Below are 16,116 nucleotides of genomic sequence, written 5' to 3'. Positions count from 1 at the left end.
TTACTACTTTGTCTACCATTCGACAATATCTCCTAAAGTAAAAGGAATAGATATCCTATAAAATGGTATATATAGGTGTTTTTGGGGAGGAGCGATGATATCCATCTCATTATTCTGTTCAGAGCTACATTTACCACTATCATGAAAGGTTGATGTTCATGTTAAAAAAAGCCTTGATCATCCTGACACTAAGCTCAGTTGTCGCTGTACCAAGTGTAGCCGCACAAGCCCAAGGGGCAGCTCTGCCTCTACAGGAGAAGGCGCCAGCCTCCGCAAAAACAATAATCAAAAATGCCGCATTTGGTCAGGAAGTCTGGGTCATGCTCGGCTCCCCTATTCCAAGCGGTTGGGTCGTAATCAGATCTTCTGGCAATATGAACCTGATTAAGGATATCAACAATGCTCCTGCTGGCTACGAGGTTTGGGTCATGCTCGGCTCCCCTATGCCTGACGGATGGGTTGTGATCAGAAGTACTGGGACTATGAACCTGATTAAAAATCTTAACAGCGCCTCTTCTAATCAGGAAGTTTGGGTCATGCTCGGCTCCCCTATGCCTGACGGATGGGTTGTGATCAGAAGTACTGGGACTATGAACCTGATTAAAAATCTTAACAACGTTTCTTCTGGTCAGGAGGTATGGGTGATGCTAGGCTCGCCTATTCCTGACGGATGGATTGTGATCAGAAGTTCGGGGAATATGAACCTGATCAAGCGTCTATAGGCTAATCAGAATCATTGGATAACCGCATCCTCAATAGCTAGGTACATGGCATACATCCCGTCCACAAGCTGACGTCGAAACTCAATCGACATCAGCTTGTTTCCTTTTCTCTTTGGCCACAGGCTGAGGACTCCAACTCCTACCGTTCATCAAAAATTCGGTAAAAAACGACAATATTGTAAATTCTTTGTGGTTAACTTGAAAATACTGGATATGTACTTTACCATTAGAAAAACAATTTCAAACTATTTAAAAGAGATGGACTAGTAGGAATGAAATTGTTTTTGTAATCAAAAACATATGAAAAGGAGGTCCGCAGAGAACTGTACAAACTCTTGCTTGGAAAGGAGCCTCATGATGTTAGAAAGAATTTTGGGTAAACTTTTATTGTTCACTATTACTCTTGTCACTCTTGTAAATGGATATTTTGTTATGCCGACAAACGCACAGGATCAATCCGAATATCGCGTGGATTTTAGCGGTGTATCCGCTTCGATCCCTGTCAATATCCGTACCGGACCGACTACTTCTGCTACTATCATCGACAAGCTTCAACCAAATACCCGCGTACAATTTTCAGGTTGGACCCGAGGTACCTCGCTCAATGACTTTTGGACAAATGCCCCTGATAATAGATGGTTCTTCTACGAGAAAAACGGCGTGAAGTACTATGTTGCTTCTGCTTTTATTAATGGAAACCCACCTGCAACCGATCAAGACAAGGTCTTAGTTTCGTATCAGGTAACGATTACGACAAATATCCCTGCTCTCAGACAGGCCTATGAAAATGCCATACGAAATTGGAACAACACAGGCATTGTTTCATTAACACCAACACAAAATGCTCCCATTACCTTAGGTGAAGGCTATGCGAGGGGGTATGATGGATTTGGCTGGTGGCAATCGAATGGTTCCAGAGTTACCGGTGGCACAGTCATCCAATGGAACAGAGTGAGCAACAGAAACGCCGCTTATTTAGAAGCCTTGGCTACTCATGAGATTGGACATGTACTACGGCTAAATCATAGGTCGGATCACTCGATCATGAATAACTCTTGGTTAACGAGAATCACTGCTCCTACCCAAAACGACATCAATGAGCTTAGAAACATCTATAGTCGATAACTCATTGATTGCCTACACAAAAGACAATGCAAGGAACTCTTTTGGCTGTCGAGAAAGTCGACGGCCTTTTTTGATGAACAGCCCCACTCTTGGTGATAGACTCCTTTCCTTCTCATTCATCTGCGTATACTATTATAAATATTCCTTACAATTGCCAAAGGAGAATCCCTATGAACAATCAAATTCTCAGTGCGCGCCTGACTCTCACCAAAGTGGCATTACCCGATTGGGATCTGATCCGCTCCATCTATTCCAACCCGACACTGATGGAGCATATCGGAGCGACCATGAGCGATGAAGATATCCGCCGTAACTTTGAGAAAGAACTCGCTCCGTGGAGCCTCGAATCGACACACTGGCTAACCTGGATCATACGTGAAACCGACTCAGGTAACGACGTTGGCTTGATTAGCTTCTGCACCCGTAACCGAGAAACTCTCACTGCGGAAGTAGGCTTCATCATACTGGACGGATTCAAGGGCAAGGGCTATGCAACGGAAGCAATCAGACGCGTATTTGATTTTGCTGTGGATACTTTTGGATTCAAAAAATTTACGGCTGTTTGTTCCGAAGAGCATGTGGCTTCACGACGCGTTTTGGAGAAGGCTGGAATGAAGCTGGATAAAATTGTGCCCGAAAGCACTGAAATTGCAGGTAAGAAGGTGAATGACTGCTATTATTCGTTGGAGAAGTAAGCGGATCTAAGATGGACTCCCGAGCAAATCCGCCGATTTCCATAGCATGCCCGTACCTGTGAAATGGTTTGCTTACATCGCTTTTGGCGGTATTGTACTCGGTGGAATCGATGCCTTTGAACCAATAGAACGATTTCTAGCTGCACCTAGACCAAATATAAAGAGTAAGATTGACGCACAAACCAAAAGCAGAAGTGGAACAGTCCAGCTATCCGTTACATCATGCAGATATCCGAAAAGGGTCGGGCCTATTGCAGCAAGTAGGTATCCAACTGATTGAGCCATACCGGATAGTTCTGCAGCCTGTTGAGCATTCTCAGTACGTAAGCCAAAAAACATCATCGATAAACTAAATGCAAAACCTCCACCAATTCCTAGCATGATGATCCACCAAACAATAAAATTCAAGCTTCCGTAAAGTAATCCAAGCGTTCCCATTAAAAGCAAAATTGTCGTAATCGTAACTAATGAACGTTGACTGGACATACGCCCTGCGATAATCGGAACGACAAAAGTAAATGGAAGCAAGGCTAACTGCATAACGGAAAGTAACCAACCAGATTGATCTGAACTTGATCCTTGCTGTTTTAAGATTTCAGGTAGCCATGTGATAAGTACATAGAAAACCATAGATTGGAGTCCCATAAACAAGGTGACTTGCCACGCTAGTGCGGAACGCCATAAATTCACACTGCTATCAACCGATTGATTTTGAACAGCGGCTGTTTCCCTATTGCTGCGTTTCATTTGAGGTAACCAAAATAATACAGAAGCCAAACTAAGAATGCCCCATATACCCAATGCCCCTTGCCATCCAATTCCTATTCCAACTGCAATGGGAACACTAATACCAGATGCTATTGCTCCCAATAAATTCATAGAAACGGAATATACACCAGTCATTAAACCAATGCGTCCAGGAAACTCTCGTTTAATAAGACTAGGCAACAATACATTAGAAACGGAAATTGCCAATCCAAGAACAGCAGTACCGATATATAAAGTAGCGATTCCTGAGAGGGAACGCAAAATAACCCCAAAAGTAAGAAGGATGATGGAAATTAGAATCATGACTTCTACTCCAAACTTTCGTCCTAATTTAGGAACAAAAGGAGAAAAAAGTGCAAAGGCTAGTAGGGGCAACGTGGTAATCATACCTGCCAGCGTATTCGAAATATGAACATCGTCCCTAATAAGACCAACTAGAGGCCCCACCGAGGTTAAAGGAGCCCGTAAATTAGCTGCAATAAATATTATCCCTACAATAACCACCCAAACTGCTGATCTAGTAACACTTGGATTTGATTTTATATCTTCCGTGCTCATCATTTTCCCTCCTAGTCTATTAGAGTGGATACAGAAGTTAATTCGTAACCGTAGTAAAATAGCATATTATAATATATTTAATAACAGATAACGTATACTATAGTATAACGAACAATAATTGTCCAATATCTATCATCTCTTATAAATCACAACAAAAAATATCCCTCTAGCAACCATTCGGTCGATAAAGGGTCATAGTCGTCGTAGTCTATGAGAATACAGGGAATCGATTTTTAGACCCCGTATTTCAATATAATATGGATCACAACAAGATCGTCGGATTGATTTATATATGAATGCGTACCATCTGCACAAAAACTAATCGAATCATATTGATTCAAGGTGTATGACTCATTATTTACATGGATGGAAAGGGTTCCTGACATTACCGTCGCAATTTCCGTTGTATTGTGGTGATGCTTCTCTGGATAGTATGAGCTATTCGGTTGTAAATAAGCTCTATACGTTTCAATTTCATTACTTACGTTCTGAAAGATTGGCTCAATTACCCAATCTTTATTATCCCCAGCAATTCTGAGTCCCTGCCCAGCTCTGGACACATTCACACTGTTATCGGTTGAGAATAAAGCCAAGAGTGGTATAGATAAGCATTTCGAAATTTTCCACAACACCCCGATTGTTGGGTTGGTTTCTCCACGTTCAATATTTCCAAGTGTCAGCTTGCTCACACCGGATAATTCTGATAAATCTTCAAGGCTCAAATGTTTCTCTTTACGAATTTTTTTTAATACCCCTCCAACCTGTAAAACAACTTGTTTGGGATCATCGGTTTCTAGATTCACTTTAAGCCTCCCTTTGCCATATCGATGGAACCTATAAAAAAATATGCTAATAGCATTTCATATACGATAGTGGATGAAATCATACTAAATATACCAGATCATCAATCATTACATTCATTATGTGTATTATATACCACATAAAAAAACCCTTCCTGCCAAAACAGAAAGGGCCTCCTCCAACTGGTCTGCTACTTAAACCAGCCTTTTTCCTTTGAATGCATAATCGCCTCGATCCGATTGCTCACACCGAGCTTGTCGAGAATGACGGAGATGTAATTCCGCACAGTCCCTGTCGTAATGTACAGCTGGCTGGCAATCTCCTTGGTGTTCTTCCCGTCTGCGATCAAGACCAGGACTTCCTTTTCCCGCTCCGTCAGTGGATTTTCCTGCCCGTATGCTTCATCGACCAACTCAGGAGCATAGATCCGTCGCCCTGCCATAATGCTACGAATCGAACTAGCCAGTTCTTCGCTCGGGCTGTCCTTGAGCAAGTAGCCGTTTGCACCTGCCTTCAGTGCTCGTTCGAAGTAGCCTGGGCGGGCAAAGGTCGTAAGAATCATCACCTTGCAGCCGCTGCCTTTCAATTCCTCAGCAGCGTCTAATCCGCTTTTGACCGGCATTTCGATATCCATGATGCAAATGTCGGGTTGATGCTGATGCACGAGCTTGACGGCATCCTCACCATTACTTGCTTTTCCGACGACCTTCATATCCTCTTCCAAATCGAGCAGGGAAGCAAGGGCTCCCAAGAGCATCCGCTGATCCTCTGCAATGACAATGCGAATCATCCTCCCGCCTCCTGTTCCGGTTGTTTGAAGACGTTGGGTACCCGAATCACTAGCTGTGTTCCAGACACCGAGGACTGGATTTCCATACTTCCGTTGACAAATTCCAGCCGTTCCTTCATCCCACGCAAACCGTTACCTCGGTAGACCAATTCCTCCGCCATTCCAATCCCATTGTCCGTTACACTTACGACGAGATCGGTACGAGTGGGTTCGATGACGATGGAGCAGGCGCTGGCATTGCTATGTTTCACAATATTGTTGACCGCTTCTTTCAGGCACATGCACAACACGTTTTCTGTCATCAGCGAAGTATTGGTCAGATTCGTGTCGCCTTCCAGCACGAATTCAATTTCCGCCGCCTTGAAAATTTGCTTGATCCGAAACATCTCATCTTCTAGCCGCGTCCCACGCATTTGCGTGACCATTTCCCGTACTTCTTTCAACGCGATTCGGGCCGTTTGCCTGATTTCTTCCAGCTCTGTTCTTGCCAGAGCAGGATTTTTGTTAATCAACTTGTTCGCCAAATCGCTCTTCAACCCAATCAAGGAGAGCTTCTGCCCCAACGTATCGTGCAAGTCACGGGCAATGCGTTGGCGTTCCTCGAGCTTGACCAGCTCCGATATTCGCTTGTTCGCATGCTCCAGCTCTCCCTGCAGCTTCTCTCGCTTATTCCAGTTGTACGTGGTCACAGGCAAGAGAATGACAGCAATCATGCTAACCAAAACAAACGGAAGCTGGCCAATCAATTGCACGTTTTTGGTGAAAAAGCCGATGTTGACCGATATGGTGGTGCTAATCAAATGAACCGTGTACAGCGTAACAAAGCCGATCTTGTTCTCGATATTCCCGATAAAAAACGCCAGGAAGAGCGAGAAATACACATAGCCGAACATCAAGGTCATGGCGACGGATATGATAATCTGCACACTGGTCCAAAAGTAAATCAGCCAGCCCTTTGACAGGAAGGAGAATACATAGCAAATGAAAAACAGAATGATCATGATGATTCCGATCACCGCTTCGTACGTCGAAGAGGACCGGAAGATGAAATAGAATGGCAGGATGTAGAAGACAACCCACACATAAGGGCTCAAGCCCGTATTTTTTTGTAGAATGTGATACCACTTCTGCTTTTGCATGCTTGCCCACCTTTTTCTTTTCCACTCTCTCAAGTGTATCGGAATTCAAAGGTTTATGGCAGGCTTATTTTCCTTCCAAACTCGGTTTGGAGCCTTGGAGTGCATCTATGATTGCTTCCGATTGAGCAGCAGCCAACCGCTTGAAGCCTTTGAAGCTCACAAACCGCTTGTTGCTCTCATCCCACAAATGAAAACGCAGGCACTGCACGCTGGACGCCAGTGTAATCGTCGTTGCCATCTGAAGCGGCGGTGTGTCGTTATGTGCTTTTTCCAGGTTGTAGTTCGGTACGCGCGGGCTTAAATGATGGACATGGTGAAAGCCAATATTGCCTGTGATCCATTGCAAAACCTTCGGCAGCTTGTAATAGGAGCTTCCTTCTACTGCCGCTTTCACGTAGCTCCACTCTTCATCGTTCTCAAAGTACGAATCCTCATACGTATGCTGCACATAAAACAGCCAAATCCCAAACAAGCCAGAGACGAAAAAGATCGGACCTTGAATCAACAGGAATGCTTGCCAGCCAACCGCCCAGATCAAAAGCGCATAAAGACCGACCAGCAGCACATTCGTCAAATACGTATTCAACCGCTCTTTACGGCGAGCTCGCTTCACATTAAAACGATACTGAATCAAAAAGACAAAAATAGGTCCCAAACCAAACATCACGATCGGATTGCGATACAGCCGATAAGCGATTTTATGCCAAGTAGAAGCCTCGAGATATTCATTGACAGTCATCATCCACAAATCGCCTACGCCTCGTTTGTCGAGGTTGCTGCTCGTTGCATGGTGAATATTGTGACTGTTTTTCCATTGTTCATAAGGGACGAGGGTCAGCACACCGGTAATCGTACCAACGATGTCATTCGCCAGACGATTTTTGAAAAAGGATTGGTGGCAGCAATCGTGGCAAATGATGAATGTACGGATGACAAAGCCGGCTGCGACAATGACGATAGGCAGCGTGAGCCAATAAGACACAGACAGGCTGAGATAAGCACCGTACCAGAGTAGAATCAGCGGAACTAGTGTATTGATCAGCTGTCGGATACTCTTTTTCAAGTCTGCTTTTTCAAAGGGGGCAACATTCTTTTTCAATTGGGCAATGTTGGCTTGATGCATCAATTGTTTCCTCCTCGATTGATGCGCACAGGGACATGTGAATTCGCCGGACGCAATATTCTATCTTTATTGTAGGAAATAGCGTCTGACCGCTGTAGTCATAAACGTCAAGTCGTGGACATGACAAATGTCATGGTTGAATATATATCTGGAAAATTAAGGGGCGAGTAAACTACAGCAAAAAGGAAGAAACCAGCGCATAAAGGATTGCTGAACTCCGCTCCTTTGATTGATTTCATTGTTTCTTAGAAATTAGTATTCCCCATTTTCCTCGTTTGTAAATCTTGAAAAGCTTCTATGATCTCTTCAAGGGTAGTCTCGTTGATTTTCACAGGCCCGCAATACGAGAGCGGCCGTATTAAAGGAAGATGGGAGTGCGAAGAGACCCCATCCTTTCTTCGGATGAGGTCTCTCGCTTTGACGCTTTTTGATTTACTTCACATCGAGGCGCTTCACGATGTCATCGAGCAGCAAATTCGCTGCCTTGATGCCGCCTGCTTTGTTCCAAACCGTTTCGTCTACTTGGTAAACTTGATTGGTCTTCGCCACATTCAGAGATTTGAAGACTGGGCTTTCCATCCATTTTTTCGCGTTGTTCTCAATGTCTTTAGATTCTTTCGTTGGCTCCGTTACCCAGTAGAACAGGATGTCCCCGTCCATAGCGGACATACCTTCTTCGCTGATCATTTCTGCAAAGTTGTTTACGTCCTGGGAAGCTGGACGTGCGAGTCCGAGCTGATCGAGCAGCACACCGCTAAAGGTATCTTTTTGATAGATTTGTACGCCTTTTTTGGAGAATTTCGCTATGGATACTTTAGTAGAAGCTTTAGGACCCAGCTTTGCTTTCGCAGCAGCTACACGGTCGTCGAATTCTTTCAGGACTTGCTCGCCTTCCGCCTTCTTGTTCAGGGCTTCTGCATAGAGCGTGAAGTTGCTTTTCCATCTTCCGGACAGCTCTTCAGAGAATACGGTTGGAGCGATTTTGGACAGTTGATCGTAAATCTTTTCATGACGTACTTTGTTTCCGATGATCAAATCAGGGCTCAGACTTACAATCGCTTCGAGATTCGGCTGGTCTTCAAAGCCCAACACTTCTACGCCTGTCATTTCATCCTTGATGTGAGGATACCAAGGATCTTCATCCCAGGACTGTACAGCAGCGATTGGCTTAACGCCAAGTGCAAGCAAGGCTTCAGTACCTTCATTTGTTAAAATAACCACGCGTTCTGGTGTTCCCTTAATCGGAGTGGTACCCATTGCGTGTTTCACTTCACGTACTTCATTGGAATCGGCTGGTGCTGGAGTAGCCTCAGTCGTCGTGCCCGATGCAGCTGGCGCTTGTTGAGCTTGATTGGCATTGCCTCCGCAACCGGCAAGGACAACCAGCAAGCACAGCGCGAAGAAGCTGGTCATGATGTGGCGCATGGTACGTAAACTGGTCTTACTTTTCATATCGAGAATGCCCCCACTTCTGCTTATCAACTTAGTGATAACAATTATCAATTGATAGTATATAGAGACTCCTCTTACTTTTCTATGGACGTGATTGTCTAATTGCCATGGACCAGATTACCCCTGTCCGACCTGGAGAAAGTACGCTGTGCTCCTTTGAATCGTATGCTCTCTGCCATACGGTCCCCATGGGTCCCATTCATGATTGGCGGGATGGTACACTTTGTTTTCCCGCACCGCACGCAAGTCTCTCCACATTGGGTTGTTCCACAATGCTGCCACATGCTCCCGTTCACTCCAGAACACGATGATTCGCTCCGGGTTCAATTCGATCAGATCGTTGAGCGCATTTGGTTTATAGGCCGCGTGGGTCACATTCGGGTCAGGCGCAAATCCAAGCTTGTAATAAAACAAGTCAGCGAGGGCGTGCCCCTCTACGCCATACAGGCGCACTTCATCCTTCAGCACGCGAATCATCGTCCATTCACCCGTGCGTGTAACCGGCAAAAGTGCATCTCTTGCTTGTTTTTCCACTTTGTCGATGTGCTTGATGATTTTCTCTGCCTGACTCTCTTTCTGGAAGAGCGTTGCCAATTTGGTTTGGTAGTCAATCCAGTTCGGATAGCCGTCAAAGGAGACCGTTCCTTTTATTTTCTCCCAGTCTCCTGCCTCCCGATTGTGGAAAAAATTCATCCTGACAATCACATCAGGCGACAAGGTCAAAATCTCTTTCGGATCGATCAACTGCTCTGCATTCAGTGCTTTTGTCCCGCGCAGCTTTTGCTGCAAATAAGAAGGAAAGCCCGTCCTCGTTTCAAAGTAGTTCGGGAAGGAGGGGGCAGCAATCGGCTGAATTCCCATCGCAAGAAAATGATCCTGCAAAAACAGCTTGCTGACCACGACTACCCGCTGGTCACTTTGCTTCATATAAATTTGCGGCGACAATCCTTCTCGTTTTTTGAACAGTCTACTAAAATACAGCTCATCGGCATAACCTACGTTACGAGCCACATCCTTCACACTTCCTCCAGAATGGGCAAGCAGCTCCTTGGCATGCTCCATCCGCAACCCAGTCAAATACTCCCCGGGTGTCATTCCCGTCGCACGTTTGAAAGCACGGCAATATGAGCTGGGGGTCAACCCCGCCAGTTTCGGCAAGCTTCCCAATTCCAGTGACTCGCGGTAGTGTTTTTGCATGTAGGTGATAGTCTCCTCAATCGATCCAATGCCCTTTTCCTCTTTCTTTTTCTGTTCATCATGAACAACACCAAGCAGCTCGTAGAGTAGCGCTTGGCTCCGCAAAAAAGAAGAGTAGTCCCGCTTCCGTGTCAATTGCGAGAGCTCATCCAATACCGTCAGAAATGAGGCGGGAGTAGAGACAGCCAAAACCTTGACTTCTTTCCTCTCGGGAGCGATCTCGTGCTGATCGTGTCTCGCTTCCACGTAATGCAGCCTGTATATGTGCAACGGTCCTGATTGGCACCGCAATTCTTCTATCTTCGTCGTCGGGCGCAACAACAAGAGCTTTCCGGCGTCGAGCACCTGCTTTTGACCATCAACCATAATCTCTGCACTTCCTTCTGCCACATAGCAAAGGACATGGGTGTTTACCTCCACCTGACGCAGGTGAAAATTTTTCAATCGCTGTTTGCGAAAGGCGGTCATCAAAAAGCCAGGATAATCTTGATTAATCGTCAACAGATTCACATCCTTCTATCACCGGAAATAGCAAGAAAAAGTAGACAAGCTGATTACCAGAATCAGCCTGTTCTACTTTCATCATGTTGGAGATCTTTCTATTTGGCAAGTACCTGCCTGTCTATTGTGAGGAACGAGTCGACCGGAACATCAGCAAGAACAGATATGGCGCGCCTAGCAACGCCACCACGACCCCCGCCGGAATATCTTTCGGGATCATGACGATCCTTCCCAGCAAATCTGAAGCAACCAGCAATACAGCTCCAAGCATGGCTGAGACGACAACTGCACGGCGATGATGAGGTCCAACCAGCATACGTGCCGCATGCGGAGCGAGAAGACCGATAAATCCTACGGCTCCGACACTGGCAACTGCCGCTGAAGCGAGCAGCACTGCAATGACTGCCACAGACAACCTCGTCATCCGTACCTTTAACCCCAATCCCGTCGAGCTCTCGTCGTTAAATGACAAGAGGTCCACCCGACGTCCTAACCACCACGCGATCGGTGCTAAGACGAGGATCGCAGGCAACAGGCGACCTACTTCCATCCATCCCCGCCCATATGTACTTCCTGCCAGCCAAGTGAGTGCAGGGGCTGCCAAGATCATGGAATGTACGATCAAAATATTGATAAAAGCGGCACCTGCGGCAGAAACCGCAATACCTACTAGCGTCAAGATGATTGGATTGAGTCCTCTTCTCCAAGAGACCGCGTACACAATCGCAGCAGAGATGATGCCCCCTACAACGGCCCCAAGCGGCATCCAAGCCGAGAGTTGAGGAAACACGAGGAGCACGATAATCGCCCCTACACCCGCACCGCTCGTGACACCGACAATCTGCGGATCAGCCAGCGGATTACGTACTGCACTCTGCATGAGACTTCCGCTGATCGCGAGTGCCACACCTGCCAACATCGCTGTTAACAGTCGCGGCATTCGAAGCTCAAACACCAATTGACTGTACATCTCGTTTCCTTGTCCCATGAAAATAGCGATTATCTCTGTCCACGGCAGGTACAAGTTTCCGCTAGACAAGCTGAGCATCCAAACGACCACGAGCAGCACAGAAAGCGTGCACACAATCAACGGATACGAAACTTTACGTTGTGCTCCTCCGACGCTCATCGAGCCTCCAGTTCCAGCACTCATACTGCGCGAGACACGCAAAGCCAGCCAGATCAACCATGGTCCGCCAATAGCTGCCGTGATGGCTCCTGCCGGAAGTTCACCATAATGATTGATGAGCATACGTGCAATCGTATCGGAAGCTACAAGCAGCGCTGCCCCCCAGATGGCACAGAGCGGTAACAGCCATCTATGCTGCGTGATGCCGGACAATCGCACCAGATGCGGCGCCACAAGTCCGATGAAACCGATTGGCCCGACCACACTGACACTGACGCACGTAACAAAGATCGCAATAAACATGGTGAAAAGCCGTGTTTTTGCCACCTTTTGCCCCAATGATTTCGCCGTTTCTTCATTAAAACTAAGTACATCCAGTTGCCTGGCCATGAAAAAGCTGACCAAAATCCCAACTACAATCCAAGGCCAACTGAATTCTACACCCGACCAGTCATTTTGCTTCAAGGAGCCTGAGCCCCAGAGGAAAATGCCATTTGTCGTTTCTTCGTTAAACAAGATGATGGCACTCGTCAAGGAGGAGTACACCAAGGTGACAATCATCCCGGACAATGCCACACGTACTGGCGAACCTTTGCGTCCGCCAGACATGAAATATACGGTAACGGCTGCGAGTATTCCGCCCGCCATTGCAAATGGAAGCGGGTGTTCATGCAAGAATGATGGCCAAAAAACCATCCCGAACACCACGAAGAAATAGGCACCCGCATTTACGCCCAGTGTCGTTTCCGAAGCGAGCGGGTTTCGTGTCACCGTCTGCATCAATGCTCCGGCAATAGCCAATGCTGCACCAGACAAAAGCCCCATGACCGTTCTTGGAAGCCTGACACCTTGTATCATATGGTGATCGGAAATGTCTTGCGGAGCAATAATGGCCTGTACGACAGAACGCAGAGAAATGTCTGCCATCCCCTGTGTCAAACTGACAAATGTAAGCACTAACAGAGCGACAAGTCCACTCCCTAACATCAAGAACAATCTCCAGCCCCCTCTTGGTGAGGAAGTGGCTGGAGTGATGTCAGTTCGTGTAAACATTTTATTTTTGGCTAAACTCATTATTTTGCCAACAGATCTACAGCTTTATTCGCGAGAATCTTTGCAGACATGGTACCACCATATGGCCACAGGTCTCCGCCCAGAGCATAGACGCGATTTTCTTTCACAAAAGTAAGACCGTTCCAAACTGGATTGTTCTTCAATTGATTCTCAATCACGTTGTCATCATTTTGAATGATATGGAGGAAATTCGCATCCTGCAACGCTGGAAGTGCCTCCACATCTGCAAGTGTCATTCCTGTTTGCTCAAATTTCTTAGGCTTATACTTATTTGTCAGACCAATATTAATCAAGATGCTTGCTGCTGTAGAGTTATCCGTAGACAGGCGGAATTCTACCGCATTTTGACTGCTGTAGCCCATTGCAAGGACGAATGGAACTTTATCTGCACCAGCTTTGGTCAGCTTTTCTTTTGCTTCCGTATAAGTCTTGTCGAGGTCTTTCAAAGCGGCTTCGGCTTCCGCATTTTTACCCGTGATATCCGCAATTTGCTTGAAGATCTCAATCATTCGATCATACTGTGATCCCTGACCTTCAGCAGGATTCGTATCAAAAGCAATCGTTGGGGCAATTTTGCTCATTTCGTCGTAATTCGCTTCTACATTTCGTTTAATACCGATAATCAAATCTGGCTTCAACATCATGATCGATTCCAGGTTTGGTGAAGTACGACTCCCTACATCCACTACTTCTGGAGCAATCTCCACAGGGAGTTTCACCCACTTTTTCATATTTGGAATATCTGCAATCCCTACAGGCTGAATACCAAGAGCCAACAAATGCTCTGCTGAGCTCCATTCCAATGCAACGATACGCTTAGGAGTGCCTTTGATAGTCGCCTCTCCCATCATGTGCTTCACTGTGCGCACTTGCTCTTCAGCCGGCTTCGCCGCGTCAGGCTGAGCTGTAGCAGCTTGGTTGGAACCAGATTGTGCAGTTGACCCCGCATTACCGCAAGCAGCAAGTAGCAGCATTGCAGACATAAATACAAGCATCACTGGTAGTTTCATAAGACGCATGAAAAAATTCCCCCTTACTTTTCTAGGTGTTACATCGAATGAGAAAGGATGATGGACATGATTTCCAATCAACCATTAATTATGATAATGATTATCATTATCTTTGTCAACGGTGAGATGTGTTCAAAGTCTTAGTGTTCGTTGAAAATAATGTAATAGACTGGAGTTGTTGACTCACTGAACCCGAATAATAAAACAGCAGCGACCTAAGACCTGAAAAAAAGTCTTAGACTCGCCGCTGTTTTATTACGCTATCGATCCCGTTGGTTGAACGAAACTCATTATTTTTTTGTGCACTTTATAATAAAAGCAAGGGGAATTATTAATGTTGCCTTTTTATGCGTGTACCACACTGCGGGATCTCCCGATTTAAAAGGAAGTGGCGTATATGCGCGACTTCCTTTTCTTTTCTCTGTGAGTTGTTTCAGGGCGACTCGATTTCTCTGAGCGTTACCCCTGAAACATCTTTAAAAATGGCTATACATAGAATCTGAAAGAAATATTTAAAATATTCCATATTCAATTTCCTACTCCTCTTCAACCTTCTTGCTCCATTGAACTATTAATGGCGCTTATAGTTACCTGCCGTTAAGTTAATTCAGTAGCCGATTTTAGACAACGTTCTGTTGGCTAACCTCATGAAGTTGCTTAAAGTTGCTAACGGGAATCGTTAGAAATACGATGATTAATCATATTGCCATACGAGCTGTCCTTTTGGCGGTAAATTCACCCGTTCCTAGTCTTACAAGTTGCAATTCATAGCATAACTCTATGAGTATACCGAGTAAACGGTTAATTTCTATCAACATCAAGGATTCGATTCATCATGTACCTCTAGGTTTAAAGACGGAGGCTCTTTCTAGACTTAAGTCCAGTTCTTATTCAAGCCAAAGTCCGTTACCAAGTCTTTCTGACCACTGTACGATTAATGCACAAACGGATCACGTAATTTGAAATGACGATCTGTTTAGCATATGCAGAAGAAAGGAAGATAAACGTTTGAACAACAACATGAAGTTAGCAATGATTCTCCTGGCCGCTGCCAGTATCGGAATCGCTGGATGTACGAAGGAATCCTCCGTCACTAGTACACAAAGTTCGTCCCAGCAAAACGCTACTATACCGACGAACACAATTGCAAATTCAGAAACATCGGACATTAAGAATGTCTCGAATGCAGTAAAAGGGGATATTTCTCAAATAGATGTAACTAACATTCATTCCCTAAAAATTCAGAGTAACGCTGCTATAGTTAAAGTCATAGGAGACAAACAAATCAATCAAGCAGAATGGGAATTATCCAAGGGCAATTCAAAAGGAATGGATACCAACGTGACTACGTCGATCCAAGATGGAACATTACAGATTATGCTTAAACAGGAACAAAAGAAGTTCATAAATACGGAGCCATTGCCATCCTTAACGATCCATCTTCCTTATAAAGACTTCAAATCCCTTGAGATAGATAATGAAGTTGGCAACATATTCATTGAGTCAGAATTGTCGGTCCAACATTTAAATGTGAGCAGCAATGCTGGCAACATCACCGTAACGGATGTAATTGGCAAGGAAAGCAGTAACATATCTACTAACCTTGGAAACGTCGAATTCGCTATACCGGATCAATTAGCACCCATATATGTAAATCTATCAACAGAAATGGGAAATATTGATAATCAGGTTAATCTTGAAAAAGCAACAAATACCACATCAGTTGTTTCCAAAGAACTCCATGGATATGTGGGTGAGGCTCAATCCGAGAATGCAACGCTCAACATTTCCACACAGGTGGGCGAAATTCTATTCAAAAATTAAGTGTCATCATCGTACCAGGCTTGCCATAATCATGATCAGGCCTGGTATTGTTAGCATCCATTTTTAGATCAACGGACAGATGTTCATTGATAATAGAGTTTTAGACTGACTCCCGTTAGCGTAATGTCCGAAAGTCAGTCTAATACTATATTTTCTCAGTCAAAAACATTATTTTCTTTGAACACTTAGACTCGCAGGATCATTACAC

Annotated in this window: 13 protein-coding genes; 4 read left to right on the top strand and 9 right to left on the bottom strand. The window is 45.2% G+C overall.

Going from position 1 to position 16,116, the window contains the following annotated elements:
• The first annotated feature begins 158 nt into the window (after window positions 1-158).
• The 3 genes from ACM6JA_RS27440 to ACM6JA_RS27430 all read left to right on the top strand — a co-directional run bounded on the left by ACM6JA_RS27440 (window position 159) and on the right by ACM6JA_RS27430 (window position 2,542).
• On the top strand, window positions 159-722 hold the full coding sequence (locus tag ACM6JA_RS27440) for a hypothetical protein (protein ID WP_414855163.1): 564 nt from the start codon (window positions 159-161) through the stop codon (window positions 720-722).
• A gap of 432 nt (window positions 723-1,154) precedes the next feature.
• Complete coding sequence (locus ACM6JA_RS27435) at window positions 1,155-1,847, top strand: matrixin family metalloprotease (RefSeq protein WP_414854937.1); 693 nt, start codon at window positions 1,155-1,157, stop codon at window positions 1,845-1,847.
• A gap of 170 nt (window positions 1,848-2,017) precedes the next feature.
• Complete coding sequence (locus ACM6JA_RS27430) at window positions 2,018-2,542, top strand: GNAT family N-acetyltransferase (protein WP_414854936.1); 525 nt, start codon at window positions 2,018-2,020, stop codon at window positions 2,540-2,542.
• Window positions 2,543-2,614: 72 nt separating this feature from the next.
• Here the strand turns inward: ACM6JA_RS27430 and ACM6JA_RS27425 are convergent, their stop codons facing one another.
• The 9 genes from ACM6JA_RS27425 to ACM6JA_RS27385 all read right to left on the bottom strand — a co-directional run bounded on the left by ACM6JA_RS27425 (window position 2,615) and on the right by ACM6JA_RS27385 (window position 14,093).
• A complete protein-coding gene (locus ACM6JA_RS27425; protein ID WP_414854935.1) occupies window positions 2,615-3,868 on the bottom strand; it encodes a CynX/NimT family MFS transporter in 1,254 nt (417 codons plus the stop codon).
• Between the two features lie 233 nt (window positions 3,869-4,101).
• Window positions 4,102-4,671: a helix-turn-helix domain-containing protein gene (locus ACM6JA_RS27420; protein ID WP_414854934.1), complete on the bottom strand. Its 570-nt coding sequence runs from the start codon at window positions 4,669-4,671 to the stop codon at window positions 4,102-4,104.
• Between the two features lie 188 nt (window positions 4,672-4,859).
• Entirely contained in the window at window positions 4,860-5,459 is a 600-nt protein-coding gene (locus tag ACM6JA_RS27415; RefSeq protein ID WP_390304834.1) for a response regulator, read from the bottom strand.
• Window positions 5,456-6,598 carry a histidine kinase gene (locus tag ACM6JA_RS27410; protein ID WP_414854933.1) on the bottom strand — a complete coding sequence of 381 codons (1,143 nt, stop codon included), beginning with the start codon at window positions 6,596-6,598 and terminating at the stop codon, window positions 5,456-5,458. Before ACM6JA_RS27410 ends, ACM6JA_RS27415 begins: the two co-directional genes overlap by 4 nt.
• Window positions 6,599-6,662: 64 nt before the next feature.
• Window positions 6,663-7,721, bottom strand: a complete 1,059-nt coding sequence (locus ACM6JA_RS27405; protein ID WP_007722591.1) for a fatty acid desaturase — start codon at window positions 7,719-7,721, stop codon at window positions 6,663-6,665.
• Between the two features lie 432 nt (window positions 7,722-8,153).
• Complete coding sequence (locus ACM6JA_RS27400; protein WP_414854932.1) at window positions 8,154-9,173, bottom strand: ABC transporter substrate-binding protein; 1,020 nt, start codon at window positions 9,171-9,173, stop codon at window positions 8,154-8,156.
• 117 nt (window positions 9,174-9,290) lie between these two features.
• Window positions 9,291-10,880, bottom strand: coding sequence for a helix-turn-helix domain-containing protein (locus ACM6JA_RS27395; protein ID WP_414854931.1), 1,590 nt, complete (start codon window positions 10,878-10,880; stop codon window positions 9,291-9,293).
• A 112-nt stretch (window positions 10,881-10,992) separates the two neighbouring features.
• Window positions 10,993-13,053, bottom strand: coding sequence for a Fe(3+)-hydroxamate ABC transporter permease FhuB (gene fhuB / locus ACM6JA_RS27390; protein ID WP_414854930.1), 2,061 nt, complete (start codon window positions 13,051-13,053; stop codon window positions 10,993-10,995).
• A gap of 20 nt (window positions 13,054-13,073) precedes the next feature.
• Entirely contained in the window at window positions 13,074-14,093 is a 1,020-nt protein-coding gene (locus tag ACM6JA_RS27385; RefSeq protein WP_414854929.1) for an ABC transporter substrate-binding protein, read from the bottom strand.
• Between the two features lie 999 nt (window positions 14,094-15,092).
• Here ACM6JA_RS27385 and ACM6JA_RS27380 point away from each other — a divergent pair.
• Window positions 15,093-15,908 (top strand): hypothetical protein, encoded by an 816-nt coding sequence (locus ACM6JA_RS27380; RefSeq protein WP_414854928.1) that lies wholly within the window; start codon window positions 15,093-15,095, stop codon window positions 15,906-15,908.
• Window positions 15,909-16,116: the final 208 nt, after the last annotated feature.

This window comes from Brevibacillus sp. IT-7CA2, from assembly GCF_949767855.1.
Classification (GTDB): Bacteria; Bacillota; Bacilli; order Brevibacillales; family Brevibacillaceae; genus Brevibacillus.
Note: the sequence above shows the minus strand (reverse complement) of the source record. Positions and strands in the feature narration are given on the sequence as shown.